This is a genomic window from Paraburkholderia yinzeri (assembly GCF_046581065.1).
In the GTDB taxonomy this organism is placed as follows: Bacteria; Pseudomonadota; Gammaproteobacteria; order Burkholderiales; family Burkholderiaceae; genus Paraburkholderia.
In genome coordinates, this window is record NZ_JBFOCJ010000001.1 from 3,421,139 (window position 1) to 3,448,138 (window position 27,000).

General features: G+C 67.2%; 28 protein-coding genes. 17 read left to right on the forward strand and 11 right to left on the reverse strand.

The window, feature by feature from the left end:
- Positions 1 to 86 precede the first annotated feature (86 nt).
- Positions 87 to 359: a hypothetical protein gene (locus WJ542_RS16285; protein WP_411190273.1), complete on the forward strand. Its 273-nt coding sequence runs from the start codon at positions 87 to 89 to the stop codon at positions 357 to 359.
- Positions 360 to 474: 115 nt separating this feature from the next.
- Here the strand turns inward: WJ542_RS16285 and WJ542_RS16290 are convergent, their stop codons facing one another.
- Positions 475 to 657 carry a hypothetical protein gene (locus WJ542_RS16290; RefSeq protein ID WP_411190274.1) on the reverse strand — a complete coding sequence of 61 codons (183 nt, stop codon included), beginning with the start codon at positions 655 to 657 and terminating at the stop codon, positions 475 to 477.
- Between WJ542_RS16290 and WJ542_RS16295 the strand changes: the two genes are divergently transcribed.
- From WJ542_RS16295 to WJ542_RS16320, 6 genes are all read left to right on the forward strand, one after another.
- Positions 656 to 952 carry a hypothetical protein gene (locus WJ542_RS16295; RefSeq protein WP_411190275.1) on the forward strand — a complete coding sequence of 99 codons (297 nt, stop codon included), beginning with the start codon at positions 656 to 658 and terminating at the stop codon, positions 950 to 952. The genes WJ542_RS16290 and WJ542_RS16295 overlap by 2 nt on opposite strands.
- Positions 953 to 1,084: 132 nt before the next feature.
- Complete coding sequence (gene dcm / locus WJ542_RS16300) at positions 1,085 to 2,437, forward strand: DNA (cytosine-5-)-methyltransferase (RefSeq protein WP_411190276.1); 1,353 nt, start codon at positions 1,085 to 1,087, stop codon at positions 2,435 to 2,437.
- Between the two features lie 42 nt (positions 2,438 to 2,479).
- The gene (locus WJ542_RS16305) at positions 2,480 to 2,929 is read left to right on the forward strand and encodes a very short patch repair endonuclease (RefSeq protein ID WP_411190277.1); all 450 of its coding nucleotides are present in this window, start codon (positions 2,480 to 2,482) and stop codon (positions 2,927 to 2,929) included.
- A 172-nt stretch (positions 2,930 to 3,101) separates the two neighbouring features.
- The gene (locus WJ542_RS16310) at positions 3,102 to 3,605 is read left to right on the forward strand and encodes a YbhB/YbcL family Raf kinase inhibitor-like protein (protein WP_411190278.1); all 504 of its coding nucleotides are present in this window, start codon (positions 3,102 to 3,104) and stop codon (positions 3,603 to 3,605) included.
- A 119-nt stretch (positions 3,606 to 3,724) separates the two neighbouring features.
- Positions 3,725 to 5,143: an MFS transporter gene (locus WJ542_RS16315; RefSeq protein WP_411190589.1), complete on the forward strand. Its 1,419-nt coding sequence runs from the start codon at positions 3,725 to 3,727 to the stop codon at positions 5,141 to 5,143.
- A 247-nt stretch (positions 5,144 to 5,390) separates the two neighbouring features.
- On the forward strand, positions 5,391 to 5,960 hold the full coding sequence (locus WJ542_RS16320; RefSeq protein WP_411190279.1) for a hypothetical protein: 570 nt from the start codon (positions 5,391 to 5,393) through the stop codon (positions 5,958 to 5,960).
- Positions 5,961 to 6,057: 97 nt separating this feature from the next.
- Here the strand turns inward: WJ542_RS16320 and otsA are convergent, their stop codons facing one another.
- The 5 genes from otsA to WJ542_RS16345 all read right to left on the reverse strand — a co-directional run bounded on the left by otsA (position 6,058) and on the right by WJ542_RS16345 (position 10,443).
- Positions 6,058 to 7,500, reverse strand: coding sequence for an alpha,alpha-trehalose-phosphate synthase (UDP-forming) (gene otsA / locus WJ542_RS16325; protein ID WP_411190280.1), 1,443 nt, complete (start codon positions 7,498 to 7,500; stop codon positions 6,058 to 6,060).
- A gap of 200 nt (positions 7,501 to 7,700) precedes the next feature.
- Complete coding sequence (locus WJ542_RS16330; RefSeq protein WP_411190281.1) at positions 7,701 to 7,925, reverse strand: hypothetical protein; 225 nt, start codon at positions 7,923 to 7,925, stop codon at positions 7,701 to 7,703.
- A gap of 152 nt (positions 7,926 to 8,077) precedes the next feature.
- Positions 8,078 to 8,323 (reverse strand): hypothetical protein, encoded by a 246-nt coding sequence (locus WJ542_RS16335; protein ID WP_411190282.1) that lies wholly within the window; start codon positions 8,321 to 8,323, stop codon positions 8,078 to 8,080.
- A 95-nt stretch (positions 8,324 to 8,418) separates the two neighbouring features.
- Positions 8,419 to 9,825 (reverse strand): sigma-54-dependent transcriptional regulator, encoded by a 1,407-nt coding sequence (locus tag WJ542_RS16340; RefSeq protein ID WP_411190283.1) that lies wholly within the window; start codon positions 9,823 to 9,825, stop codon positions 8,419 to 8,421.
- A gap of 327 nt (positions 9,826 to 10,152) precedes the next feature.
- Positions 10,153 to 10,443 (reverse strand): hypothetical protein, encoded by a 291-nt coding sequence (locus tag WJ542_RS16345; RefSeq protein ID WP_411190284.1) that lies wholly within the window; start codon positions 10,441 to 10,443, stop codon positions 10,153 to 10,155.
- A gap of 275 nt (positions 10,444 to 10,718) precedes the next feature.
- Between WJ542_RS16345 and WJ542_RS16350 the strand changes: the two genes are divergently transcribed.
- The 3 genes from WJ542_RS16350 to WJ542_RS16360 all read left to right on the forward strand — a co-directional run bounded on the left by WJ542_RS16350 (position 10,719) and on the right by WJ542_RS16360 (position 13,156).
- Positions 10,719 to 11,825 (forward strand): sigma-54 interaction domain-containing protein, encoded by a 1,107-nt coding sequence (locus WJ542_RS16350; protein ID WP_411190285.1) that lies wholly within the window; start codon positions 10,719 to 10,721, stop codon positions 11,823 to 11,825.
- 216 nt (positions 11,826 to 12,041) lie between these two features.
- Complete coding sequence (locus tag WJ542_RS16355; protein ID WP_411190590.1) at positions 12,042 to 12,584, forward strand: hypothetical protein; 543 nt, start codon at positions 12,042 to 12,044, stop codon at positions 12,582 to 12,584.
- On the forward strand, positions 12,581 to 13,156 hold the full coding sequence (locus tag WJ542_RS16360) for a hypothetical protein (RefSeq protein WP_411190286.1): 576 nt from the start codon (positions 12,581 to 12,583) through the stop codon (positions 13,154 to 13,156). Before WJ542_RS16355 ends, WJ542_RS16360 begins: the two co-directional genes overlap by 4 nt.
- Positions 13,157 to 13,242: 86 nt before the next feature.
- Here WJ542_RS16360 and WJ542_RS16365 read toward each other — a convergent pair whose 3' ends face one another.
- Both WJ542_RS16365 and WJ542_RS16370 read right to left on the reverse strand, forming a co-directional pair.
- On the reverse strand, positions 13,243 to 14,589 hold the full coding sequence (locus tag WJ542_RS16365; RefSeq protein WP_411190287.1) for an ABC transporter ATP-binding protein: 1,347 nt from the start codon (positions 14,587 to 14,589) through the stop codon (positions 13,243 to 13,245).
- 28 nt (positions 14,590 to 14,617) lie between these two features.
- On the reverse strand, positions 14,618 to 16,381 hold the full coding sequence (locus tag WJ542_RS16370; RefSeq protein ID WP_411190288.1) for an ABC transporter permease: 1,764 nt from the start codon (positions 16,379 to 16,381) through the stop codon (positions 14,618 to 14,620).
- A gap of 622 nt (positions 16,382 to 17,003) precedes the next feature.
- On the opposite strand from WJ542_RS16370, the gene WJ542_RS16375 reads away from it, so the two are divergent.
- Together WJ542_RS16375 and WJ542_RS16380 are read left to right on the forward strand one after the other, a co-directional pair.
- Positions 17,004 to 18,683, forward strand: a complete 1,680-nt coding sequence (locus WJ542_RS16375; RefSeq protein ID WP_411190289.1) for a sensor domain-containing diguanylate cyclase — start codon at positions 17,004 to 17,006, stop codon at positions 18,681 to 18,683.
- A gap of 186 nt (positions 18,684 to 18,869) precedes the next feature.
- Positions 18,870 to 19,136 carry a double-stranded DNA-specific endonuclease gene (locus WJ542_RS16380; RefSeq protein ID WP_027795589.1) on the forward strand — a complete coding sequence of 89 codons (267 nt, stop codon included), beginning with the start codon at positions 18,870 to 18,872 and terminating at the stop codon, positions 19,134 to 19,136.
- Positions 19,137 to 19,212: 76 nt separating this feature from the next.
- Here the strand turns inward: WJ542_RS16380 and WJ542_RS16385 are convergent, their stop codons facing one another.
- Complete coding sequence (locus WJ542_RS16385; protein WP_411190290.1) at positions 19,213 to 20,535, reverse strand: ATP-binding protein; 1,323 nt, start codon at positions 20,533 to 20,535, stop codon at positions 19,213 to 19,215.
- The gene (locus WJ542_RS16390; protein WP_027795591.1) at positions 20,519 to 21,250 is read right to left on the reverse strand and encodes a response regulator; all 732 of its coding nucleotides are present in this window, start codon (positions 21,248 to 21,250) and stop codon (positions 20,519 to 20,521) included. Before WJ542_RS16390 ends, WJ542_RS16385 begins: the two co-directional genes overlap by 17 nt.
- A gap of 235 nt (positions 21,251 to 21,485) precedes the next feature.
- Between WJ542_RS16390 and WJ542_RS16395 the strand changes: the two genes are divergently transcribed.
- Positions 21,486 to 22,022, forward strand: coding sequence for a Spy/CpxP family protein refolding chaperone (locus WJ542_RS16395; RefSeq protein ID WP_411190291.1), 537 nt, complete (start codon positions 21,486 to 21,488; stop codon positions 22,020 to 22,022).
- A 199-nt stretch (positions 22,023 to 22,221) separates the two neighbouring features.
- On the opposite strand, the gene WJ542_RS16400 is transcribed toward WJ542_RS16395, so the two are convergent.
- Positions 22,222 to 22,920: a pirin family protein gene (locus tag WJ542_RS16400; protein WP_411190292.1), complete on the reverse strand. Its 699-nt coding sequence runs from the start codon at positions 22,918 to 22,920 to the stop codon at positions 22,222 to 22,224.
- 443 nt (positions 22,921 to 23,363) lie between these two features.
- Here WJ542_RS16400 and WJ542_RS16405 point away from each other — a divergent pair, with 443 nt between their 5' ends.
- From WJ542_RS16405 to WJ542_RS16420, 4 genes are all read left to right on the forward strand, one after another.
- Entirely contained in the window at positions 23,364 to 24,140 is a 777-nt protein-coding gene (locus WJ542_RS16405; protein ID WP_411190293.1) for an ABC transporter substrate-binding protein, read from the forward strand.
- A gap of 108 nt (positions 24,141 to 24,248) precedes the next feature.
- Entirely contained in the window at positions 24,249 to 24,938 is a 690-nt protein-coding gene (locus WJ542_RS16410) for an ABC transporter permease (RefSeq protein WP_411190294.1), read from the forward strand.
- A gap of 37 nt (positions 24,939 to 24,975) precedes the next feature.
- Positions 24,976 to 25,689, forward strand: a complete 714-nt coding sequence (locus tag WJ542_RS16415; protein ID WP_411190591.1) for an ABC transporter permease — start codon at positions 24,976 to 24,978, stop codon at positions 25,687 to 25,689.
- Between the two features lie 19 nt (positions 25,690 to 25,708).
- Positions 25,709 to 26,491 (forward strand): ABC transporter ATP-binding protein, encoded by a 783-nt coding sequence (locus tag WJ542_RS16420; RefSeq protein WP_411190295.1) that lies wholly within the window; start codon positions 25,709 to 25,711, stop codon positions 26,489 to 26,491.
- The last annotated feature ends 509 nt before the right edge of the window (positions 26,492 to 27,000 follow it).

The following is a 27,000-nucleotide window of genomic DNA, read 5'->3' on the forward strand; positions in this document are numbered from 1 at the left end:
CCGCGCGCGATCCCAGGCCCCGATAGTTCCGGCTTGCGCCAAAGCGCGAGCGCCGCACGCCCAACCCTCCCAGGCAGAACATCCCCATGGACATCAACAAGCAGGTCGCCGCCCTCACCGCTTCCGAACTCCAGACGGCCGGCGCGAGCCAGGCCACCGCCATTGCATTGAGCGTGGTGCTGCGCCACCTGAATTCACCGGAACTCGCGAAGCTGCTCACCTCGGCTTTCGAGAACCATCAAGCCGTCATGCTGCAAACGCCCTGGCCCGAACAGATGCTGCAATCGTTCGAAGCCACGCGCCGGTTCCTCGAAGGCGCGGCGCAGCCTCCGGCCGGCGCCGCGCCGCAAGCCGAGTGAGCCGACGAGGGGACGCGGCATCGCCGCTCCCCGCTTGTCAATTGTTAACTTTCACGACGACGTCCATCGCCTACGATTCGATCTGTCAGAGCGGAGGGTGGACGGCATGACCTCTTCATACGTTTTTGCACTCATGGGTTTCCTCGCGACGGTCGTTTTCTCGTCGCTGGCGATGCTGGTCCTGCACTAGACGACGGGCACGCACCGCGGCCAGGGTCCGCATCGCGCCGCCGATCCGGGTAAACCGGGAGACGCGCAACCCTAAAGCCGCGGCTTCCCGTGCCGTTAAGTCCTTCATGGACTCCACTCGTCCCATCCCCGCCGGCTACCTCATGTCGAATCTCATCGACCAGGATATCGCGCACATTCGCCGCGTGATGCCCTTGTCGCTCTCGGGCGACCTGGCCGGCCCGATCCTGCCCACGCCCTACTGGCGCAAGCGCCTGCATCACCTGCTCGATACCGGCCACGTCAACAAGGGCCAACTGGGCGAGATCGATAGCCTCCTGCATCTGCTCGACGCACACGACACGCGCAGCAGCGCGGACACGTCGGCTCATCGTCGCAGCGCCGCCGGGTCCGTGCACCGCTAAAACACGCGGGCCGCCGCACCGGGCCACTCCGGGTTCACCGTCTCATCCCCCGTCCGCGCGACCGCGCCGGCAGGGCCCCACCTCGTCCCGCGCTACGGAAATCCTGGCGCCGCACCTGGCCTGTCGGTCATAATGTCCGCCAAAATACCCAGAGAGGACTCCGTGCCCACGGCTCATCCGCGAGACCTGCTCCAGCAGGCACGTCAGCGTTACACCCAGCAGCAGATCGCCGCCCATGTCGGCAAGGACGTCAAAACCGTGCGCCGCTGGGAAAAAGGCGAAACGCCCTGCCCGGCCACGCTCGAAACCGCCCTGCGCGAACTCCTGCTCGGCACCACCGATACCCCGGCGGCCGGCGCGCGGTTTCGCTTCGTCGATCTGTTCGCGGGCATCGGCGGCATTCGCATGGGCTTCGAGGCGCACGGCGGCGAATGCGTGTTCACGAGCGAGTGGAACCCGTTTTCGAAGAAAACCTATCTGGAGAACTACCCGCAGGACCAGGACGGGCATCACGCCTTCGTCGGCGACATCACGACCTGCGACGCCGCGGCCGTCCCCGATCACGACGTCCTGCTCGCCGGTTTTCCGTGCCAGCCGTTCTCGATCGCGGGCGTGAGCAAGAAGAATGCGCTCGGCCGGCCGCATGGCTTCGAGTGCACGACCCAGGGCACACTCTTCTTCGACGTCGCGCGCATTATCGCCGCCAGGCGCCCCGCCGCCTTCCTGCTCGAAAACGTCAAGAACCTGCTTTCGCACGACCGCGGCCGCACGTTCGACGTGATCCTCCAGGTGCTGCGCGACGAACTCGGCTACGACGTGCATTACCGCGTCGTCGACGGCCGCCATTTCACGCCGCAGCACCGCGAACGCATCATCATCGCGGGCTTTCGGGAGCCGGCGCCGTTTTCGTGGGACGCGCTCGCGCTGCCCGAAGAGGGGCCGCGCCTCGCTTCGATCCTGCATCGCACGGACGGCAGCGAACCCGTCCTGCCATGGGACGGCGAACGCTTCTTCGACCACGGCGCGCGCCGCGTGCAACCCCGATACACGCTCACGCCCGGACTCTGGCAATACCTCCAGCAATACGCGGAGAAGCACCGCGCCGCCGGCAACGGCTTCGGCTACGGCCTCGCATTTCCGGAAAGCGTGACGCGCACGCTCTCGGCGCGCTATCACAAGGACGGCAGCGAGATCCTCGTCCACCAGGGCGAAGGATTGCGTCCGCGCCGCCTCACGCCGCGCGAGTGCGCGCGGCTGATGGGCTTTCCCGACACCTTCCGCATTCCCGTGAGCGACACGCAGGCCTATCGCCAGTTCGGCAACAGCGTGGTGATGCCGGTGATGCGCGAAGTGGCGCGCACGATGATGCCGCATCTCGACGCACTGCTGGCCGGCTCCGGCGCCCAAGCGCTCGCGCAAGCCCCCGCCGCGCGCAGCCGAACGGCCAGGCCGGTGCGCACGCAACCGGCGGCCGAGGCGGCCTGACGGCGCGAGCGTAGACCCCCGACACGATAGCGGACGGCAACCATGGTCGATGTCGTCGATCCCGCCACCCGCAGCCGGATGATGTCCGGCATCCGCGGGCGCAACACCCGGCCCGAGCGCGTGATCCGCAGCCTGCTGCACCGGCGCGGCTTCCGCTTCCGGCTGGACGTGCGCGAACTGCCGGGGCGCCCGGACATCGTGCTGCCGCGCTATCGCGCCGCCGTGTTCGTGCACGGCTGCTTCTGGCACGGCCACGGCTGTGCGCTCTTCAAGTGGCCGCAGACGCGCCCCGAGTTCTGGCGCGAGAAGATCGCGCGCAACCGCACCAACGACGCGAAGGCGCTCGCCGCGCTTGCTGCGCAAGGCTGGCGCGTCGCGGTGATCTGGGAATGTGCGCTGCGCGGCGCCGACCACGACCCGCAGGCCGTGGTCGAGCGCCTCGACGCCTGGCTCCGGGACCCCGCCTCGACGTGGTTCGAAGCGCGCGCGTAACAGCTGCACGCGAGCTGCGCGCGGGCTATGCGCGGGTCGCGCCTGCGCGCGCGCAGCGGCGTGCCCGACAGCCCATGCACGGGCGCCGCGCGGTGATAAACTCGATCGGCAAGCCGTGCGCGGCCCCATGCGAGGCGCGCGCCGGCCAGAACGCACGAGAAGGAGACAACCCATGGCTGAATTCCGACTCTGGTCCGACGACTTCCCGAACAACGGCTTCATGCCGAAAGCACAGGAATTCGACGAACGGGCCTTCGGCGTGGACGGCGACAACGTTTCTCCCGCGCTGCAATGGGATGCGCCGCCCGACGACACACAGAGCTTCGCGCTGACCCTCTACGATCCCGACGCCCCTACGGGCAGCGGGTTCTGGCACTGGGTCGTCGTCAACATTCCCGTCGACGTGCGCGCGCTCGCCCGCAATGCCGGCAAGGCCGACGGCAGCCTGCTGCCGGGCGGGGCCTTGCAGTTGCGCAACGACTACGGCACGGTCGGCTTCGGCGGCGCCGCGCCGCCGCGCGGTGACAAGCCGCATCGCTACATCTTCCGCGTGCATGCACTGAAGGTGCCGGAACTCCCGGTCACGTCCGACACGACCAACGCGGTGGCGCGCTTCATGACGCACCTGAACGAAATCGATTCGACGACCTACGTCGGGCTCTACGAACTGAAATAACCGCGCACGCTCGAGCGTCGCCGGCAGCACACACGGCGCGGGCCACGCCTGCGCCGCCGGGCGCGATGCGTGCGCATCCGCGAGCCATGCCGACCGCCGTTGCGCGCGCCCGCCAATCGATGCCCACCACCACGTCCACGCTGTCCCAGCCGAACGCCGATCCCGCCGCCGAGGCGGAAGCCGGCCTGCCTTTCCCGCAGCGCTATCACGCCATCGTCGTGGTGGCGCTCGGCATCACGCTCGCGGTGCTCGACAGCGCGATCGCCAACGTCGCGCTGCCGACGATCGCGCGCCATCTCCAGGCGAGCGAAGCGAGCTCGATCTGGATCGTCAACGCCTACCAGCTCGCGGTGACGATGTCGCTGCTGCCGCTCGCCTCGCTCGGCGACCGCATCGGCTACCGGCGCGTTTATCTGTGGGGGCTCGGGCTCTTCACCGTCGCGTCGCTCGGTTGCGCGCTCGCCCCCTCGTTGCCCGTGCTCGCGGCCGCGCGCATGGTGCAGGGCCTGGGCGGCGCCGGCATCATGAGCGTCAACACCGCGCTCGTGCGCATGATTTACCCGCGCAACCAGCTCGGCCGCGGCGTTTCGATCAACGCGATGGTGGTGGCGATCGCCTCGGCGGTGGGACCGACCATCGCGTCGGGCGTGCTCGCGGTCGCCTCGTGGCCCTGGCTTTTCGCGATCAACGTGCCGATCGGCATCGCCGCGTACGCGCTCGGCCTGCGCGCGCTGCCCGTCAACCGGCCGCATCCGGCACCCTACGACTACGGGAGCGCCGTGCTCAACGCGCTCGTGTTCGGTCTCCTGATCTTCGCCGTCGACGGCCTCGGCCACGGCGAGCGCCGCGCGTGGATCGGCACCGAATTCGCCGCGGCGCTCGTGATCGGCTGGTTCTTCGTGCGCCGCCAGCTAACCCAGCCCGCGCCGCTCCTGCCCGTCGATCTGCTGAGCATTCCCGTGTTCGCGCTTTCGGTCGGCACCTCGATCTGCTCGTTCTGCGCACAGATGCTCGCGTTCGTCGCGCTGCCCTTTCTGCTGCAGGACGCCTTCGGCTTCACCCAGGTCGCGACCGGCCTGCTCATGACGCCCTGGCCGCTCGTGATCGTCGGCGCCGCGCCGCTCGCCGGCTGGCTCTCCGACCGCTACGCCGCGGGCATGCTCGGCGGCATCGGGCTCGCGCTGTTCGCGCTCGGGCTCCTGCTGCTCGCCACGCTCGGCGCGCACCCTTCGGCGTTCGACATCGGCTGGCGCATGGCGCTGTGCGGCGCGGGCTTCGGCACGTTCCAGTCGCCGAACAACCGGCAAATGCTTGCGTCGGCTCCGCGCGAACGCTCGGGCGGCGCGAGCGGCATGCTGGGCACGGCGCGCCTCACGGGCCAGACCCTCGGCGCGGCGCTCGTCGCGCTGATCTTCGGCGTGGCGCCGCAGCACGGGCCCACGATCGCGCTCTATGTGGCGACGGGGTTCGCCGCCGTCGCCGCCGTGGTCAGCATGCTGCGGCTCGTGCCGGGCAACGCGGCGCAAACGCCCGGATAAATTTCCTCGCGCAGTCCCACATTCTGCGCACACCTGACTACACTCAATACACGCCTCGCCGCACTCCGCCGCGCGGCCACCGTCCAGTCTCCTGGCGGCGCCGCGCCCAGCGCGCCTCGCCGGCCGCGCCTGATCCGCTGCACCGAGCAGCCTCATTTGAGCCGCCTCCCGGTTCGCGCACGCTCCGCGCCCTGCCGCGTCTTCCGTCCCTTCACGGCGCCTCGCGCGAGGTCAAAGGGGGATTTCCATGTCACTGATCGTCGCTGGACGGTTCACCACCTTCCCCGCCGCCGAGGCCGTCGCCGAAAAGCTGTTCGCGCGCGGCTTCGTCGAGGAAGACGTCAACCTTTTCTTCGTCAATCCGCGCGGGCAGCACGCCCGTCACGCGGCGCACGCCGCGGCGCCCCACGCTGCGCTTCCCATGTCGCCGCATCTCGCGCGCAACCTCACTGCCGGCGCGGTCGCCGGTGCCGTGGTCGGCGTCGTGATCTTCGGCGGGATGTCGGCGTCGTTTCCGATCGTCGTGATCGCGGCGGGCGTGGGCGCGTGGGTCGGCTCGCGCATCGGCATGAGCGCGAGCCGACCGCACGTCGACGCGCATCACGAACGCGTGCTGCGCGAAACGCGCAACTCGGGCGTGCTGCTCGCCGTGCACGTATGCGCCGAAAACCAGGCGATCGCCGCCGAGGTGCTCGGCGAAGCGGGCGCGTCCGATATCGAGCGCGCCTCCGGCCACTGGCAAGGCGGCCATTGGGCGGACTTCGATCCGACCCGCTCACCCGAGCCGTACGGCGAGGCGGGCGAGCAGCGGGCCTAGTCCGAGGGTCGCGCGGGGGACGCTGCAATGCAACGCGGCGGCTCGAAGGCCGCCGCGCAGGGGAATCGTGCGCGCCCGGCAAGACGCGCGGGAAGCGTCAGCTCGCCTTCGCCTTCTCGGGCGTCGGCGCCGGTGCCGCACCGCGCGCCTTCGCCGTCACGGAGGCGGCGGTCGCCACGCTGCGCAGGTCGGCGAGGAACGCGTCGCGCCACACCGAGAGATTGTTCAGGCGCAGCCCGGCCATCATGTCCTCGTAGCGCGAACGCCGTTCGGCGAGCGGCATCGAGAGCGCGCGTTCGAGCGCTTCCGCGGTCTGGTTCAGATCGTACGGATTCACGACGAGCGCGCCCGGCATCTGCTCGGCCGCGCCCGCGAACTGCGAGAGCACGAGCACGCCGGGGTCGTCCGGGTTCTGCGACGCTACGTACTCCTTCGCAACGAGATTCATGCCGTCGCGCAACGGCGCCACGAAGCCCACGTGCGCGAGCCGGAACAGCCCCATCAGCAGATTGCGCTCGTATTTGCGATTCAGGTACTGGATCGGCGTCCAGTCGAGTTGCGCGAAGCGGCCGTTGATGCGGCCCGCCTCGCCTTCGAGGTTGCGGCGGATCGTCTGATAGGTCTGCACGTCGGAGCGCGTCGGCGGCGCGATCTGCAGCAGCGAAACGCGGCCGTGCCAGCCCGGCCCGTTCTGCAGCAGGCGTTCGAAGGCCTGGAAACGCTCGGCGAGTCCCTTCGAATAGTCGAGCCGGTCCACGCTCATGATCAGCTTGCGGCCGCGCATGGCGTCGCGCAGGCTGCGCACGGACTTGCGGTCGGTGAACTGCCCGGCGGCCTCGGCAATCGCGTCGGGATAGATGCCGATCGGATAGGCGCCCACTTTCAGGAAGCGCGCCCACGCGTGCACCATGCCGTCCTCGCTCGCGCTGCCGTGGCCGCCGCGCTCGATGTAGTCGAGGAAGGCCTGGCGGTCCGCGTCGGTCTGGAAGCCCACCACGTCGTAGTGGCACATGAACTTCATCAGTTCTTCGTGCGGCGGCACCGAGCGCATCACCTCGGGCACCGGCAGCGGAATGTGCAGGAAGAAGCCGATCGGGTTCTTCACGCCGAGATCGCGCAGGCAGCGCGCGAACGGGATCAGGTGATAATCGTGGATCCAGATGATGTCGTCGGGTTCGATCATCGGCTGAAGCTGGCGCGCGAGCGTCACGTTCACGCGCAGATAGCCGGCGTACTCCTGGCGCTCGTAGCGCGCAAGGTCGTTGCGGTAGTGGAAGGTGGGCCAGAGCGTCGTGTTCGAGAAACCCTTGTAGTACTGGTCATAATCGCGCCGGGTGAGGCCGACCGTCGCGTAGGTGACGCTGCCCTGCTGTTCGATGACGGGAGACGACGGCTCCGCAACGGTCTCGCCGCTCCAGCCGAACCATACGCCGCCCGTTTCCTTGAGCGCATCCAGCACGCCCACGGCAAGGCCTCCTGCTGCGGGTCGTCCTTCCTGTGTCGGCGCGACGCGGTTCGATACCACGATCAGTCTGCCCATTGCGGCAATCCTCCTGTTTCGTTGATTCAGAGACTCTATATTTCAAACGTATGCAAATTTCGTGCCGCATAGGCGGCAACACCTGTTCGGCAAGACCCGACAAGGCGCGGCCCGGCGTACGGACGAGCCCGTTCCGCGCGATATTCGCGCCCGGCGAAACGTTCGATAGCGTGCGATGGAACTTGCTGCGGCAGGGGTGTTCAGGCGTCCTGTTCCGAGCCGAGATCGCGCTGGTACTCGAGACCCTCGGCGCGCGAACCGCCCTGATTGTGCTCACCGTCCGGCGGAATGCCGGGCGCGGGGCGGTTCTGGCCGGCCGGGTCGGGCGCGACCATCGGCGGCGGATTGCTGCCCTTCTGTTCTCCGTCCCGCGGGCCACGCTTGCCCGAGTAACGCGCGGAGCGACGCAATGCAGGGTGTCTCATCTCGAAGCCTCCAGCGGAAGGCCGCCATGTGGCGGTAGCGCTCTTACAGTCTAGGGGTCGTCGCGTGAAAATGCCGGTAAAAATGGTGCAGCGCTTGTAAGTCGTACATAAACGTCCGGGTGTGCCGCCGTGCAGCGGCTTGGTGGCGCCGCTCAGCCCGCGCGGGCGATCCAGCAGGCCCAGCGGGCCCAGCGCATCGAGGCCGCGCGGCCGGGCCAGACCAGCGGCGCCAGCCACCGGCCGGCCGAGCGCGGCGCTTCGTCGGGCTCCGGCGGCGGATCGCCGATGGGCGGCACGTCGGGACTGTCGGGCTCCCTCGGCGGAGGATCTTCGGGTTGCGGCGTGTGAGCCAGCGAAGGCTCGACACGAAAAGGACCGGCGGCTCGGCAAAACGGCATGGCTGACTCCTCGGAGGCACTGTCCCTGGCGTTTGCAAGAGACATACCGCGCACAGCACACCCGGCCGCCTGGCCCGGCTGCGAAGGCCGCCGCCTCAGACGCCCGCGCCGCCCGCCGCGCGCGCACGCGGCTCCGTTTCCACGCCGCCCTTGCCGGCCGGCTCGTTGCCGTACTCGACGAGGCGGTTATAGAGCGTCTTCAGGCTGATGCCCAGAATCTCGGCGGCGCGCGTCTTCACCCCGCCGCATTGCTCGAGCGTGGCGAGAATCAGTTGACGGTCGGCGTCGGCGAGCGACGTGCCGAACGGAATTGTCACCGCCGTGCCGGCCATCGGCTTCGACAGCGAGATCTGCAGCGGCACGGCGGCCGTCAGTTCGCCATCCGCGCCGGACATGATATGCGCGCGCTGCACATAGTTTTTGAGCTCGCGCACATTGCCCGGCCACGGGTAGGTCGCGAGCGTTTCGCGCACCGCCGGCGGAAACTGCTTCTTCGTGCCGTGCCGCTCGTTGAGTTCGTCGAGAAAGGACTGGGCGAGCAGCTCCACGTCCTTGCCGCGCTCCCGCAGCGGCGGCAGGCTGATCGGGAATACATTGAGCCGGTGATAGAGATCGAGCCGCAGCTTGCCTTCGGCCACGGCCTGCTCGGGATCGCGGTTCGTCGCGGCGATCAGGCGCACGTCGGTCTCGATCTCCTTCGTCGTGCCCACGCGCATGAACATGCCCGTCTCCAGCACGCGCAGCAGCTTCACCTGAAGCTCGATCGGCATTTCGGTGATTTCGTCGAGAAACAGCGTGCCGCCGTTCGCGCGCTCGAAGTAGCCCTTGTGCTGGCGATCCGCGCCCGTGAACGAGCCGCGCTCGTGGCCGAACATCTCCGACTCGATCAGGTTGGGCGAGATCGCGCCGCAGTTCACAGCGAGGAATTCGTGCTTGCGCCGCAGGCTTAGCTGATGAATGGTCTGCGCGGCGACCTCCTTGCCGGTGCCCGACTCGCCCACGAGCATCACCGAGGCGGGCGTAGGCGCGACGCGGCCGATCTGGTCGTAGACGTCCTGCATGACCGCCGAATTGCCGAGCATGAGGCCGAAGCGGCCCATGCGGCGCAGCTCGCCGCGCAAGGTGCCGATCTCGGCCTTGAGGTCGCCCGCGCGCGGCAGGCGGTTCAGGATCGCCTTCACGCGCTGCAGGTTGATCGGCTTGACGAGATAGTCGATCGCGCCCGCCTTGAGCGCGTCGACGGCGGTCTCGACCGTCGCGTGGCCCGTGATGACGACGAGCTCCACGCCCGAACGCGGATCGAGATCCTGAAAGAGGTCCGTGCCGCTGCCGTCGGGCAGCTTGAGGTCGGTGAAAACGACATCCGGCATCTGGCGCACGAGCTGGATACGGGCTTCGCGCAGATCGCCGGCCTGCGCCGTGGTCAGTCCGTCCGCCCCCACGACGACGGCGAGCGCCTCGCGGGTTTCTGCATCGTCGTCGACAATCAATACATGTGGCATCGCGTCTCGTCAGCCCTGAAAGGTGAATGGCCCCACTCGAGCTCCGCGGCCTACCCTCGGCCAGCACCCGGCACGCCGGGCGACGGCAACCGGCGCCTGACGGCGCCTACGGCAGTGCTGCACAGTGGAGTACGAAGCGGCGGAATACGCGCCGAAGAGGCCGCAGGCGCGATTTAGCCGCGTTGACGCAACAATCTCGCCGTCAATCGGCGATCCGGGAATCGATTGTTGTAGATATGACTATTATAGACATATTCGAGACAGGGGCGCACGTGGGGGTTCCAACGCGAGCACCCACGTGTCCTTCTGGTCCGGCGGTATGCCCCGTCAGGTGTTGCCGTGAGGGAACGGCCAGGGCGTACCCGCGGCGCCGTTCGCCGACGGTGCCGAAGCAGGGCCCGGGCTCGCTGCATCCGTCGACGCGCCGGTCTCGACCGTACCGCTCACAGCCGACGCAAGCGAACCGCCTTCGCCCTCCCAGCGATTCAGCTCGCGGTGATAGGTCAAACGCTGCGCGCGATGGCGCTGCGACCAGCGCCAGGCCAGCATTCCCGCCGTCGCGCCGATCGCCCCGACGGCAATCAGCGCGCTGGCCAGATTCGTCCTGTTCCTCGACATCTTGCGTCCTCCCAGTCTGGTCGGTCCAATTTCTTTGCACGGGATGCGCCGCCGCGGTTCGCGCCTCGCGCCAACGCAACAGCCCTCTCTAACGTTCTCGATTCTCGCGGACGCCACGAGTTCCGCAGCAGGATTCATGCCGTTTCGGCGGCGGCCGCCTGGCCGCTCCATTGCCGTGCAACATGCGACAGTGGTTAAATGTTTACGAGATAGAAACAAAGCGGCCGTCGGCGCGGCAGCGCACCGACCGAAACCCTTTGCAGGACGATTACCCTATGGCATCAATCGAACCGGGCTCACCCGCCACGAGGCGTGACACCCCCGGCGACAAGTCCGGCAACAGCGCCGGCAAAAACACCGGCAGCGAAACCGGAAGTGTCGGCGCGCGCGTCGCGGGACTGCAGTCCTACGGTCTGCTCTATGGATCGTCGGAGGTGATGCAGGATCTCTATGCGCAGATCGAACGCGTGGCCGTCACCGACGCCACGGCGCTGATCGTCGGCGAATCGGGCACCGGCAAGGAGCTCGTGGCGCGCACCATACACGAGCGCGGCGCGCGGCGCGATGGCCCGTTCATCGCCGTCAACTGCGGCGCGATCCCCGACGAGCTGATCGAAGCCGAACTCTTCGGCCACGAGAAAGGCAGCTTCACGGGCGCCGTGCAGGCACGCGACGGCCACTTCGAGCACGCGCGCGGCGGCACGCTGTTCCTCGACGAAATCACCGAGATGTCGCTCCTGCATCAGGTGAAGCTCCTGCGCGCGCTCGAAACCGGCGAATATCTTCCGGTGGGCGGCAGCGGCGCCATCCGCGGCGACGTGCGCATCATCGCGGCGACCAACCGCGACCCCATCGTCGCCGTGAAGGAAGGCTGCCTGCGCGAGGACCTGATGTATCGTCTCGCCGTGTTTCCGCTGCGCACGCCGCCGTTGCGCGAACGCGAGCGCGACCGCGAACTGCTCGCGCAGCATTTCCTCGCGGAACTCAACGAACAGGAACGCACGCAAAAGACCTTCAGCAAGCGCGCGCTCGACGCGGTGCGCAACTGGTCGTGGCCCGGTAACGTGCGCGAGCTGAAGAACGCGGTCTATCGCGCGTTCATCCTTGCGGAGAAGGTGGTGGAGATCACGCATCCGCAACTCGTGCCGCGCGTGAAGAAGCCCGTCACGCTGGGCGACGCAATGAGCGTGTGGATCGGCACGCCGCTCGCCGACGCGCAGAAACAGATCATCCTCGGCACGCTCAAATACTGCGGCGGAGACAAGCGGCTCGCCGCGCGCACGCTGGGCGTGAGCCTCAAGACGCTCTACAACCGGCTCGGCAGCTACGGCGCCGAAGACAGCAACGAAGGCGACGACACGAGCGAGCGCGAGCCCGGGTAAGCCGCGGAATCAAGCAGATCCTGGCTCGTGTCGCAGCATATTTTGCAAACTTTTGCACTTTCCCTATCCCCTTCCCCGGTAGCGTCCTGCACAATTCGCGACAGCACAAAAGCGCGCCGCATGCCGTCCGCAGGCCGTCCTGCAGGCCGCTGGCGCAAGGCAGGGATAGAACATGCAAGAACGACGTACCGCGCAACGGCTCACCTCCGCAGTTGAATCCGCTTCCCCCCCTTCTCGCCGCGACGCGCGGCCTCGCTCGCCCTGCTCGCCGCGTTGAGCCTTGCCTGCTCGGCGTGCAGTTCGCTCTATTCCGAAGGGGCGCAGACGGGGGCCGGTATCGGCGGCGCGGCAATCGCCTCGAAGGTCACGAACAACGCCGCAGTCGCAACGGGTATCGGCCTCGGCTTCGTGGCCGCCGCGAAGGCCGGCGTGCAGTACTCCGAACGGGTCGTCCACCGCAATACCCAGGACAGCATCGCGAAGGTCGCCGGGCCGCTCGACGTGGGCGGCGTCGCGCCGTGGTCCATCACGCACTCGTTCCCGATCGAGGACGACGAGCATGGCCGCGTCACCGTGAGCCGCGTGATCAGCAGCGGCGCGCTCGACTGCAAGGAGATCGTGTTCTCGGTCGATCACGACGCAACGAAGGACGCCGCCGCCACGAGCGCGTTCTACGTGGCCGCCGTCTGCCGCGACGGCGACGCATGGAAGTGGGCCTCCGCCGAGCCCGCTACCGACCGCTGGGGCGCGCTGCAATGACCACGCCCACCGCCGCATTCGCGCCCGGCGCGCCGCACGCGCGTCCGCCGGGGTCTCCGCTTGCGCGCCCGCTCGTGCGCTTTCTCGCGCTCGCCGCACTGTGCGCCGGCGCGGCGCTCGCCGCGAGCGGCTGCGCGTCGATCGGCGCCGCGAGCGGCGCGGCCGCGGCCGCCGCAACGGGCATCGTCACGGCCAACCCGGCCGTCGGCGTCGGCGTGGGCATCGCCGTGCAGGCCGCCACCGACGAGGCGGTGAACCGCTTCATGAAGAACATGCACGCCGACCAGCAGGACATGATTGCCCAGACCGCCGGCCGGCTGCCCGTGGGCGGCATGGACATCTGGCGCATCAAGCACCAGTTGCCGGTCGAGAACGGCCACGGGCAGGTGCGCGTGACGCGCGCCTTCTCGTCGGCGCTCGCGTTGTGCAAGGAGTTCGTGTTCTCGGTACAGGACGGCGAAGCCGCCGACGCCCCCGAGCAGTGGTACACCGCGAGCACCTGCCGCGACGCCGGCGGCTGGAAATGGGCGTCGGCCGAACCGGCGGTCGAGCGCTGGGGCACGCTCCAATAAGCGCAACGAAAAAAAACGGTCGCCCGAGGCGACCGTTTTTGCTGGTGCATCCGATCCGGCGGGATCCCGCCGGATGCCGCCAACACTCAGGACTCGACGTCTTCGAGGCTGAAGATTTCCGACTGGTCGTTGTACGAGAAGATCTCGCCGTAACGGCCCCAGTCGATCACCGTGTCGAGTGTCTCTTCGGCCGCGCCGTCGGAGAGGAAATCCTCCAGCTCCTGCTCGAAGCGCACGCGCGGCGCGCGGTGTCCCGGACGCTCGTTGAGCACCTTCTTGATCCGCGCCGCGAGCGGCACGTGACGCAGCAGGTGCTCCGCGAACATCATCTTGCGCTCCTGCGTACCGAACTCCGCGAACACGCGCCCCGGCGGCGTGAGCAGCACGTCGCCCTCGCGCACGTCGGCAAAGCCGAGGTTCTGCAGCATTTCGGCGATCGGGAACAGGTCGTCCACTTCCAGATGCAGCGTACGCGCGATTTCCGGCATGTCGGCGCGGCCGTGGTACGGCGCCATCGCCAGCGTCTCGATCAGACCCGCCATCAGGTTAGTGGACACGCGCGGCAGCCAGCTACCGAGATCCAGCCCCTTCTTCGTCGTCTCGCCGATCTGGCGCGCAGTCATCTTCGCGTAAATGTCGTCCACGAGCTTGCGGAACGCCGGGTCGAGACGGTTGCGCGGGTGCTTGAACGGCACTTCGATCTCGGCCACGACGCGGCCCGGGTTCGACGAGAGCACGAGAATGCGGTCGCACATGAACACCGCTTCCTCGATGTTGTGCGTGACGATCAGCACCGACTTGATCGGCAGGCGACCCTGGGTCCACAGGTCGAGCAGATCGGTACGCAGCGTTTCGGCGGTCAGCACGTCGAGCGCGGAGAACGGCTCGTCCATCAGCATCAGCATCGGGTCGACGACGAGCGCGCGCGCGAAGCCCACGCGCTGGCGCATGCCGCCCGAAAGCTCGCGCGGGTAGGCGTTCTCGAAGCCGTCCAGACCGATCAGGTCGATGGCGGCCAGCGCGCGCTCGCGGCGCTCCTGCGCGCCCACACCCTGCGCCTCGAGACCCGCTTCCACATTCTGCAGGACGGTCAGCCACGGGAACAGCGCGAAGGTCTGGAACACCATCGCAACACCTTCGGCCGGACCGTCGAGCGGCTTGCCGCGCCAGGTGACTTCACCGGAAGTCGGCGAGATCAGGCCGGCGATGATGCGCAGGAGCGTGGACTTGCCCGAGCCCGAACGGCCCAGCAGCCCGACAATTTCGCCTTCGCGCAGCGAGAGGTTCGCGTCGTCGAGCACGAGCAGCTCGCCCTGGGCCTTGCTGAAGCCCCGGCACACGTCCTGCACGCGCAGAATTTCCTCGCCGAGCCGCGGCGGAGCCGGCGTTTCGACATCGCTGTTTGCGGCACTCATAGTCTTGGGATTTTGCATCGCGTTTGCCTTCAGTTCTCAATCAGTCTCAGTCCAGCCGCAGCCTGGCTTCGGCGTGAGCGTACAACGGGCGCCAGAGCAGGCGGTTGAACAGCGTAACGAACAGGGACATCACGGCAATGCCCAGGATGATCTTCGGAAAGTCGCCGGCGGCCGTGGTCTGCGCGATATAGGCGCCCAGACCGTGCGCCTGCACCTTCGTGTCGCCCCACTGGACGAACTCCGAAACGATGCTCGCGTTCCAGGCGCCGCCCGACGCCGTGATCGCACCGGTGATGTAGTACGGGAAGATGCCCGGCAGCATGACCTTGCGCCACCACTGCCAGCCGCGGATGCGGAAGTTCGTCGCGGCTTCGCGATAGTCGTTCGGATAGGCGCTCGCGCCGGCAATCACGTTGAAAAGGATATACCACTGCGTGCCGAGCACGATCAGCGGCGAAAGCCAGATATCCGGGTTCAGGTGGAACTTCACGATCACGATCACGAACACCGGGAACAGCAGGTTCGCCGGGAAGGCGGCCAGAAACTGCGCGAGCGGCTGAACCTTCTCGGCTAGCGCCGGACGCAGGCCGATCAGCACGCCGATGGGCACCCAGATCACCGAGGCGATCACGATCAGCAGCAGGACGCGCACAAGCGTAATGAGACCGAGCACGAGCACATGGCCCACGTCGTCGAGCGTCACGCCGGTGCGCACGTAGGCCACCACGCGCCACACCACGTACACCGTGAGCGCGAGCACGAAGATCGCCCACACCGCGTCGCCGATGCGCGAACGCATCGAACCCGTGCCCGGCGCCGCCGGCGCGGCGCGCTCGATCACGGGGAACGACGGCATCCTGAGCGGCACGCGCGCGGCCGTCGTGAAGAACCAGCCCACCGGCATGAGCATCTGCTGGATCAGATGGGTACGGCGCCCGAGGTCGAGCAGCCAGGATTCCGGCGCGTCGCCCGAGCTCGTCGTTTCCATGCGGAACTTGTCGGCCCAGGAAACGAGCGGGCGGAACAGCAACTGGTCGTAGGCGACGATCACGACCGTCATCGCGAGAATCACCCAGCCCACCGCCCCCAGGTTCTTGTCCGAAATGGCCTGGGCCAGATACGCGCCGATGCCCGGCAGCGTGATCGTGTTGTTGCCCACCGTGATCGCTTCCGAAGCCACCACGAAGAACCAGCCACCCGACATCGACATCATCATGTTCCAGATGAGGCCCGGCATCGAGAACGGCACGTCGAGCTTCCAGAAGCGCTGCCAGCTCGTGAGGTGGAAACCCTTCGACACTTCGTCCAGATCGCGCGGCACCGTGCGCAACGACTGGTAGAAGCTGAACGTCATGTTCCACGCCTGGCTCGTCCAGATCGCGAAGATCGCGGCCAGCTCGGCGCCCAGCACGCGGCCCGGGAACAGCGAGAGGAAGAACGTCACCGTAAACGAGATGTAGCCGAGCACCGGCACCGACTGCAGGATGTCGAGAATCGGCACCAGCACCTGGCCCGCGCGGCGGCTCTTGGCGGCGAGCGTGCCGTAGATCAGCGTGAAGACCAGCGAGGCCACCATGGCCGCGAGCATGCGCAGGGTGGTACGCATGGCGTACTCGGGCAGCATGCGCGGGTCGGTCGAGATCACCTGGGTCTTGAGCGTCGACATCGGCGCAAGCGTCTGATGAAAGCCGATGGCCGCCATCGCGATCAGGCAGATGATGAGCGGAAAGGCGACGAAGTCCCAGCGATTGGGCAGCACGCGCCACGCCGAAGCGTTGGCCGTGCGGTTCAGGTTGAAGCCGAAGTCCATTCAGGCGTCTCCCTGGCGGAGCGTAGTGCAATTCGCATCGATACCGGGCTCACGGCCCGGCTGTGACAAATCGAGGAAGGCAAGGCGCATGGGCACAAATACTCGTTGGCGTTGATCAAGCGTGCGGCGTGGGCGCCGCCGCACACACTGTGCGCAGCTACCGGCGTCCCCCGGCACCTGCGCCCTGGCAGCAACCTTTGCAGGCTTGCCCTGATTTGAAGGGAACGACACTACACAACCTTTGTGACAGATACAACCTCGCCTTTCGTGAACAGCGACGCTTTGGCCGCCCTGCCTCGAACCGGCCGGCAAGCCGCCCGCCGTCCCGCGCCCGGGCTCGGGTCCGTCCCGCCGTCGCGTACGCGCCACAAGCGCACGGAGCCGGCTCGCGCGAAGTCCCGAGCGCAGACAGACCGCGGCACAACTACCGCAAAAGTGCAGCCGAAGTGCGGTCAGGCCCGCTCAACGAGGGGTCGCGGGCCCGATTCGAGCGGTAAAATCGCGGCGTGACGGCGGATGCGAGGCGACGGCAAAAAGCGACTGCAACCGCGCTGAAACCCGCCGCATCCGCTGGCCGCGCCGCCTGTCGCCGCCCCACGCCCATCCACGATTCCCAAGGCCGATGAACCGGAGACTCTTGCGTCAGACAGCCGGCCCCCTCGGGGTCATGGCAGTGGCGATTCTCTGCTGGATCGTGGCGAGTCTGCTTGCCGACCGCATGGTCCGCCAGGAGCTCGATACGGCGCTCGCCATGCAACGGCAGGTGTCGCGCTCGGTCGTGGACAGCATGGCCGAAGTGATCGCGAGCGACCTTTCGATGACGCGCGCGATTCCGGCCACGATGGCGCAGACGCAGGTGGTCGAGAAGGCGCTGGCCGAGTCTGCGCGCTACGCCGCGATGCCCCAGTCGACGGAACTCGCGCGGCGCACCGAACTGCAGAGCACGCCCGCGCTTCTCTCCGTGGACCGCTTTCTGCACGAAGCCCAGGGTTTCTCCGGCCTCGACGCCATCTGGCTCGTCAATGCCAACGGCATCTGCATCGCATCGAGCAATGCGCTCGACAAGCTCTCCTACGTGGGCGTGGACATGCACGCCCGCGCGTACCTGAGCGATACCCTGCTCGGCGCCTTCACGGAAACCTATGGCGTCGGCATGTCGAGCGGCGAGCCCGGCATCTTCGTCGCCGCGCCCGCTTACGACGATGGCTTGCTGGTCGGCGCCGTGGTGGCCAAGGTCAGCATCTCGCGGCTACGGCACTGGGTCACGCGTCCGGGCACGTTCGTTTCGGACAACAACGGCGTCGTCATCATGGCTCACGACAGCGCGCTGGAGGGCCTCGTGCTGCCAGGCTCCCACGTCGAGGAAATGAACGCCGTCGACCGGGTGAACACCTATCTGCGCGAGCGCTTCTCCGAGGTCGCGCTGCGCTCGGCCGAGCAGGACGTGCTCGGCGAGGCGCCCTGGATGCCGCGCGCCCAGGCCGCCGAGATGGTCGAGCTGCCCGGCCGGCCGGCGCCCGCCCTCTACGAATGGCGCGGCGGCCTCAATTCCGGGCTCTCGGCGCATCTCGTCGATCCGCTGAACGCCTGGCCCGAACTGCTCGCGAACCGCCGTCGCGACCAGATCCTGATCTTCCTGACGCTCGCGGGCACGGCGGCGCTCGCGGCCGTGATCTCGGTGTCGTGGGTGCGCGAGCGGCGGCTGCACCGCGCGAGCCGCGACCTCGCCGAGCAGTTGCAGTCGGCCAATGCGATGCTCGCGGCCGAGGCGCGCGTGGATGCGCTCACGGGTGCGCTTTCGCGCCGCTACTTCCTCGATCTGCTGCGCCGCGAAATCGAGCGCGCCTACGCGAGCGGCACGACCCTGTGCATGGCGATCGCCGACCTCGACTACTTCAAGCAGATCAACGACCGCTTCGGCCACCCGGCCGGCGACCGCGCGCTCAAGCATTTCGTGGAAACCTGCCGGACCGGACTGCGCTCCGACGACGCCGTGGGTCGCCTCGGCGGCGAAGAGTTCGGCATTCTGCTGCCCGCGACCTCGCTCTCGACCGGCCGCGAGGTGATCGAGCGGCTGCGCCAGAAGGTGAAGACAAGCGCCTGCCCGGAGCTGCCGGCCGATTCGAACCTGAGCGTGAGCATCGGCATCACGGAACTGGCGGTGACCCAGGATCTGCCGGAGCGGCTGATGAGCCGCGCCGACCTCGCGCTCTATATGGCGAAAGCGGGCGGCCGCGACCGCTGCGAGGCCATGCCCGCCGACGGCGCCACGCCGCCGCGCGCCACTGCCGAGACCTGGTAGCCGCCACTTCGAACCGGGCCTCGCTGCGGGGTCCGCCCGGGGGAAGGGAAACAACGCGGTATCATCGAATGAACGCCCGCGCCGCACCCGGCGGCGCGCCATGCGAGCCTGTTCGCCCCCCACGGCAGGCTCTGGCTCAGGAGCGCGCACAGCACCGCGCCGTTCCGCTCAATCTGGAGGTATCGCATGAAGGGAAATCTGGTCATCGTCTGCCGCGATCAGGATGCTCACGCATTCGACCAGTTAATGGTCGAGTACGGCGCGTTCCAGACGCGCCTGTCCTCGACCGCCTGGTATCTGAAACTCGACGCCGCGCCCGAGCTGATTCAGGAAGAAATACTCGCGCGCCTCGGAAGGTACACGACGCACTACATCTTCGAGGCTGGCACCGTCACCTACAACACCGTCGACAGCGAAGCGGCAGCGGCACTCGACACGCTCTTCTCCGCGTAATTTTCGCCAGCGCGCTTCACCGCAGCGCTTCACCGCAGCGCCTCGCCGCAGGCCGCCGCACCGGGCCGCGACACGTTCACCAGGCGTGCGCTGCCTCGGCAACGGTGCGCTGCACCACTTCCTCCGGAAACGTCATGCGCACGGCAAGGCCGCCGCCTTCGCCGTTGCCGATCTGCAATTCGCCGCCCGCGCGCCGCACGAGGCGCTCGACGATCGCAAGACCCAGGCCGCTATGCCCGTTGCCGCCCCGCGCGGGGTCGAGCCGCACGAACGGCCGGCTCGCGCGCGTCAGATCCGGGGCCGCGATGCCATTGCCGTGGTCGCGCACCGTCAGCGTATAGCCGTCCGGTCCGAACGAGGTTTCGATCACGACCGGCGGCGCGCCGTAGGCATGCCCGTTATCGAGCAGATTCGACACCACCCGGTCGAGCGTCGCGGCAGGCAGGCGGAAGTCGCTGCCGGCGGCAAGCCGCATCTGGATGGACGCGCTCTCGCCCGTCCCCGTCGTCCGGTAATTGCGCACGATGCGCTCGCACTGCGCGTCCACCTCGACCGGCTCGCTGCGGTCCGCGCCGTCGTGCGCGAACACCAGGAACTGGTCGACGATATGCGCCATCGACTCCACGTCGCGCACCACGCCGTCGCGCGCCTTGGCTTCGTCCATCATCTCGGCGCGCAGGCGCAGACGCGCGAGCGGCGTCTTCAGATCGTGCGCCACGCCGGCCAGCATCACGGCGCGGTCGTGCTCGGTGCGCTCCACCTCCTTCACCATCTGGTTGAAGCCGTGCGTGAGCAGGCGCAGTTCGCGCGGGCCCCGCTCGCGCAGCGGCGGCACCGGCTCGCCGCGCCCGAAGCGCGCCACGGCCTGCGCCAGCAGGCGCAACGGCTTTTGCAACGTCCAGGCCGCCACCAGCGCCGCGATCACGGCTGCCGAGAAAATAATGACCAGCCACGGAATCATGCGGTCGATCGCGGGCCGCATGATCCGCAGCGGCTGGACCGGCACGACGATCCAGCGCGCGTCCTGCGGGCCGCGCACCCAAAGCGTGGGCGGATGCCCCGGTGGACCGACGCGCACGTCGGTGCCCGACGGCATGCGGTCGCGCACTTCGTCGACGAAACGGCGCAGCGGTTCGGGAATATTGGCGTTGTCCGGCGGCACCACGGCGCTCGCCGGATCGACGAGCTGCACGCGCGAAGGCAGCGGCTGGTCAGGCTCGCGCGCGACGTGCTGGCGCACGGCATCCACGAGAAAAGCGGCCTCTTCCACGGCGTAACGCGTCTGCATCTGGTTGCGGTCGAGCCGCATCAGCGCGAACCACGCTACGTGAGAGAGCAGGAGAACGCCGACGAAAAGCAGCGCGAGCCGCCCGAACAGCGAATCAACCGGGCGTCGCATGGCTCGCCTGCTCGCCGTCCGGCACGAACACGTAACCGCGGCCGCGCACCGTCTGGATGAAGCGCGGCGTGGAAGGATCGGTTTCGAGAATACGCCGCAGGCGCCACACCTGAACGTCGATACCGCGGTCGGTGCCGTCGTATTCGGGACCGTGCAGCAGTTCGAGCAGGCGCTCGCGCGTGAGCGTGCGCATGGGGTGATTCACGAAAATCTTCAGGAGCGCGAATTCGCTGCCCGACAGCATGATGGGCTTGCCTTCCTGCTGCAGCGTGCGCGACTGGAAATCGAGCGTGAAGCGGCCGAACGTGAACGGTTCGCGCTGCTCCGGCGCCGCCGCCGACGGCACCGTGCGGCGCCGGCGCAGCACGGCCTGCACGCGCGCGAGCAGTTCGCGCGGATTGAACGGCTTGCCGAGATAGTCGTCGGCACCGAGTTCGAGGCCGACGATGCGGTCCACGTCGTCGGCGCGCGCCGTGAGCATGATGACCGGGATGTCGTCGCCCGACGCGCGCAGCTTGCGCAGCGCGGTCAGCCCGTCCACGCCCGGCATCATGAGGTCGAGCACGATCAGGTCGGGACGCTCGCGCTCGAGGCGCCGCTCCAGCGAGCCGGCGTCGTGCAGCACCGACACTTCCATTCCCTGGCGCGCCAGATAGTCGCGCAGCAGGTCGCGTAGTTCGAGGTCGTCGTCGACGACAAGGATTTGAGTAGCCATGGGATGAAGTTTAACGCGCACGCAGATGCCCTTTTCTTACGGCAGGGCACTTTGGGTTACGGGGTGTTACGGCGAAAGGCTCAAGTAATGTTGCGTAATGACATGGGGCCGCCAAGTAACACGCGAGGCAGAGGCGCCCGATACGCTAGGGTCACCGGATGCGGCAATAGCACTTTGCAGGGAGCGCCGCGCCTCACCGGATAAAACCCTTCACGGATTTGTCAGGAGCATCACCATGTACAAGAAGACCTCGCGCTTTCTCGCGATCGCCGCCGCTTCGCTCGCCCTCACCATGGGCGTCGCTCAGGCCCAGACGCCGCCCCCGGGCGGCCCCGATGGCCCCGGCATGCATCACATGCATGACGGCGGCTTCATGATGGGCCTCAAGAAGCTGCACGACAAGCTGAACCTGAACGCCGATCAGGAAAAGCAGTGGCAAGCCGCGCTCGACACGATGAAGCAGAACCACGAGCAGATGCGCAAGATTCACGAGCAGCTCAAGCAGCAGTTTGAGTCGATGAAGAATCAGCCGATCCTCGACATGAACGCGCTGCACGCCGCGCATCAGCAGGCCGAGCAGCAAAGCGCGCAACTGCGCGGACAGGGCGCCCAGGCCTGGCTCGCGTTCTATAACGGCCTGAACGACCAGCAGAAGACCACCGTCAGCACGGCACTCAAGGAGCACTTCGCGAAGATGGAGCAGTTCCGCGAGAAGATGCGCCAGCACTGGCAGCAGCACCACGGCGCAGCATCGGCGCCGGCTGGGCAGTAAGCGCCTGCGCCCGGGCGGCGGTTATGCCGCCCGGGGTCGATTTTGGGGTCGATCCGGTGTCGAAAGCCGGTCCGGAACCGGCTCCCGAGCGACCACCGGCCAGAACGCCAAAAAGCGAAGCGCCGCGGAGCCGATCCGCGGCGCTTTTTCTTTGCCTGTCAGGCGTGCGGCCGATACGGCCGGCGCACGCACCGCCCTATCAGGCCAGGTCGAACAGCAGGACTTCGGCCTTCTCGCCATTCGCGAGCGTCACGGCCTCCTCGGCCTCGATCATGGCCGCGTCGCCCGCGCCGAGACGCTCGCCGTTCACCTCCAGCGCGCCGCGTGCAACATGCACGTACACGCGCCGTCCGGCAGGCACGGCGTACTGCGCGCGCTCGGCGCCATCGATCAACCCCGCGTAGATCGAGGCGTCCGACTGCACCGTCACCGAGCCGTCGCGCCCGTCGGGAGACGCCACCACACGCAGGCGGCCGCGCTTGTCGTCGTCGGAGAAGCGCTTCTCCTCGTAGCCCGGCGCCCCGCCGCGCTCGCGGGGCAGCAGCCAGATCTGCAGCAGATGGACCTCGTCCTCGCGCGAGCCGTTGAACTCGCTGTGCATCACGCCGGTGCCCGTGCTCATGCGCTGCACGTCGCCCGGCCGGATCGTCGAGCCGTTGCCCATGCTGTCGCGGTGCGCGAGCGCGCCTTCGAGCACGTAGGTGACGATTTCCATGTCGCGGTGGCCGTGCGCGCCGAACCCCTGGCCGCCCGCGATGCGGTCGTCGTTGAGCACCCGGAGCGCGCCGTAGTGGACATGCTCCTCGTCATGGTAGTCCGCAAACGAAAAGCTGTGGAACGAGTCGAGCCAGCCGTGGTTGGCGTGGCCGCGTTCGTCGGCATGGCGGATAGTCAGCATGAAAATCTCCGTGTGGCGTTTCGATACCCAAATGTAAGGGTGACCCTCGCGCACGACAATCCACACCCGCGCACCGGATCGTTTCGCCGGCAACATCAATGGGACGCCGCGCTCGGCCTGACTCCCGCAGCCGGCCACCATCCCGCCTGTCTAGCCGGGTTTGACCGGTTTGGCTGACAGCCCCCCGGCTTCGGGTAAAATATCGCGCTTTTCGGCCGGTGCGTCGTCCGCCCAGCGGCCCACGCCGCACGGGCAGCCCGGTCGGCTTGCCCCGGGCGTCCCGCGCCACCCGCCCGACCCCGCATTTTTGGCCGCCTGAAATGGCGGCAACCGGCCACGAGCCGGCCGGCCGCGCGTCGGCGGCGCCTTGCAGGTCCACCCCGAGGTACAACCCCGAGAGGTCCGCCCCAAGGCACGCCCGCATCGTCCGTATCAGGAGAGAGATGAAGAAGTTCGCAGTGTGCGTCGCACTCGCACTCGTGGCGGGCAGCGCCGCCGCCAGGGATTGGAAGACCGTGCGCATCGGCGTGGACGCCAGTTACCCGCCGTTCGAGTCGAAGGCGCCCAACGGCCGGATCGTCGGCTTCGACGTGGACCTGACCCAGGCGCTGTGCGCGCGCATGAACGTCAAGTGCGTCTGGGTCGAAAACGATCTCGACAGCATCATCCCCGCGCTGAAGGCCCGCAAGTTCGACGCGATCGTGTCGTCGCTGAGCGTCACCGACCAGCGCCGCCAGCAGATCGACTACTCCGGCAAGATGTTCGACGCCCCCGCGCGCATGCTCGCGAAGGCCGGCTCGCCGCTCCTGCCCACGCCGGAATCGCTCAAGGGCAAGACCGTCGGCGTCGAGCAAGGCTCGACTCAGGAAGCCTATGCGAAAGCCCACTGGGCCGCCAAAGGCGTAAACGTGGTGTCGTACCAGAACCAGGACGAGGTCTATCAGGACCTGATATCAGGCCGCCTCGACGCGACGCTGCAAGACGAAGTCCAGGCGGACTTCGGGTTCCTGAAGACGCCGCGCGGCAAGGGTTACGCCTGGGCCGGGCCGGCAGTGGAAGACCCGAAAACGATAGGCGACGGCACCGCGATCGGCCTGCGCAAGGAAGACGCCGACCTGAAGGCGAAATTCAACGCGGCGCTGGCGTCGATCCACCAGGACGGCACGTTCGACCGGATTGCGAAGCAGTACTTCGATTTCGATATCTACCAAGGCAAGTAAGCACCAAACGCCGTTGAACGGCAGTGCCCGGGGCGGGACCCGATGGACCGGTTCCGGGCTTCGTATACAGTGACAGCCTTCGTGACGAGCCTCGTCAAGGACCCTTCTATGTTGCTTCAAGGCTACGGCCCGCTGATCCTCGCCGGCACCTGGCAGACCGTCAAACTCTCGGTGCTGTCGCTCGTGCTGTCGTTCCTGCTCGGGCTCCTCGGTGCGGCGGCGAAACTCTCGAAGAACCGCGTCGCCAGCGGCGCGGGCACCGTCTACACCACGCTGATCCGCGGCGTGCCCGATCTCGTGCTGATGCTGCTGCTCTTCTACAGCCTGCAGATCTGGCTGAACGACCTCACCGACGCGCTCGGCTGGGACCAGATCGACATCGATCCGTTCGTCGCCGGCGTGATCGTGCTGGGCTTCATCTACGGCGCGTACTTCACGGAGACTTTCCGCGGCGCCTTCCTCGCCGTGCCGCGCGGCCAGCTCGAAGCCGGCCACGCCTACGGCATGACGAACTGGCAGGTGTTCCGCCGCATCATGTTCCCGCAGATGATGCGCTTCGCGCTGCCGGGCATCGGCAACAACTGGCAGGTGCTCGTAAAGTCGACGGCGCTCGTTTCGATCATCGGTCTTGCCGACGTCGTCAAGGCGAGCCAGGACGCCGGTAAGGGCACCCTGCGCTTTTTCTTCTTCACGCTGCTCGCGGGCGCGATCTATCTCGTCATCACGACCGTCTCGAACTTCGTGCTGATGTATCTGGACCGCCGCTACTCCACGGGCGTGCGCAAGGCAGACCTCTGAGCGGATCCGGAACAACAAGGCCAAGAACATGCAAGACCTGATCCAGTTGATCCAGCAGTACTGGCGCAACTATCTCTATACCGACGGCTATCACTTCACGGGCGTCGCCATCACGCTGTGGCTGCTCGTGGTGTCGATCGGCCTCGGCTTCTGTCTTTCGGTGCCGCTCGCGGTCGCGCGCGTCTCGAAGAGGAAGTGGCTCTCGGGGCTCGTGTGGCTCTACACGTACATCTTCCGCGGCACGCCGCTCTACGTGCAGTTGCTGCTCTGCTACACCGGCCTCTACAGCCTCGACATCGTCCGTAACCACACACTCACGGCCGAATTCTTCCGTAGCGGCATGAACTGCACGCTGCTCGCGTTCACGCTCAACACCTGCGCGTACACCACCGAGATCTTCGCCGGTGCGATCAAGGCGACGCCCTATGGCGAGATCGAGGCCGCCCGCGCCTACGGCATGTCGCAGTTCACGCTGTACCGCCGCGTGATCCTGCCTTCGGCCCTGCGCCGCGCACTGCCCTATTACAGCAATGAAGTCATCCTGATGCTGCACGCGACCACCGTGGCGTTCACGGCCACGGTGCCGGACATCCTGAAGATCGCGCGCGACGTCAATTCGGCCACCTACCAGACGTTCACCGCGTTCGGCATCGCCGCCCTGCTGTACCTGACCATTTCGTTCACGCTCGTGTGGCTGTTCCGCCAGGCCGAGCGCCGCTGGCTCGCGTACCTGCGACCTCAAGGCAAGTGAGCCCGCATCGAGGATTTTGATGAATTCCCAGAAGCAAAAGCTGTTCGTCGATGCCCTGCACAAGCAGTACGGCGACCATGAAGTGCTCAAAGGCGTTTCGCTGCAGGCCAACGCCGGCGACGTGATCAGCGTGATCGGCTCGTCCGGCTCCGGCAAGAGCACGATGCTGCGCTGCATTAATTTTCTGGAGCAGCCCAATGCGGGCCGCATCGTCGTCGACGGCGAAGAAGTCCTCACACGCCAGAACGGGCGGACGGGCGCGCTGCAGGCGGCCGACCCGAAGCAGTTGCAGCGCGTGCGCACGAAGCTCGCAATGGTGTTCCAGCACTTCAATCTGTGGGCCCACATGACGGTGCTGGAAAACGTCGTGGAAGCGCCCGTGCACGTGCTGGGCATGCCGCGCCGCGAGGCCGAAGAGCGCGCGCGCGAATACCTCGAAAAAGTGGGTCTCGCGCCGCGCGTGGAAAAGCAGTATCCGTCGCATCTTTCGGGCGGCCAGCAGCAGCGCGTGGCGATTGCGCGCGCGCTCGCCATGCACCCGGACGTCATGCTGTTCGACGAGCCCACCTCGGCGCTCGATCCGGAGCTCGTGGGCGAAGTGCTGAAGGTGATGCAGAAGCTCGCCGAGGAGGGCCGCACGATGATCGTCGTCACGCACGAGATGGGTTTCGCGCGCAACGTCTCGAATCACGTGATGTTCCTGCACCAGGGGCGTGTCGAGGAAGAGGGCCACCCGTCCGAAGTGTTCGGCAATCCGAAAAGCGAACGCCTGCGGCAGTTCATTTCGGGCAGCCTCAAGTAGGCCGGAACCCGATGTAGTCAAACCCGTACTTCAAGGCGCTTTCGGCGCCTTTTCTTTTGCCCTTCCGCCGCGCCCGACGTCCCACATTTTCGACGTCTCAAGAACCGCTCCGCCGCTGTTTCGTCCTACTACCGGCGACGCGACGCGTCAATAGTGGCAATCCTGAGCGCCGCTTCGCGCGCGCCGCAAATCCCTTGTCTGACAAGGCACTACGCGTCGTTACCCCGGCGTTTCGCGTGCCGGGCACAATGACGCCGATAATTTCGGTCGCCACGGTCGTTCTTTTTTGCTAAATTAGTAACCAAAGTAGCAAAACAACACAGCTAAAAAGTAGTTTCACTTCAAAGAAGAACCAGCAACATCAGTCAGGAGACCAGCAAGACGCTTCGTTCAGATGCCTGGAGAATGCCCGGCAGCCGCCCGGCAAGCATCTGGATCCCCCTTGAGCGCCCTCTTTCCGCGAGTGCGACCTTTGCCCGCTGCGATCACGCGCGGACACTTTTCGCAGT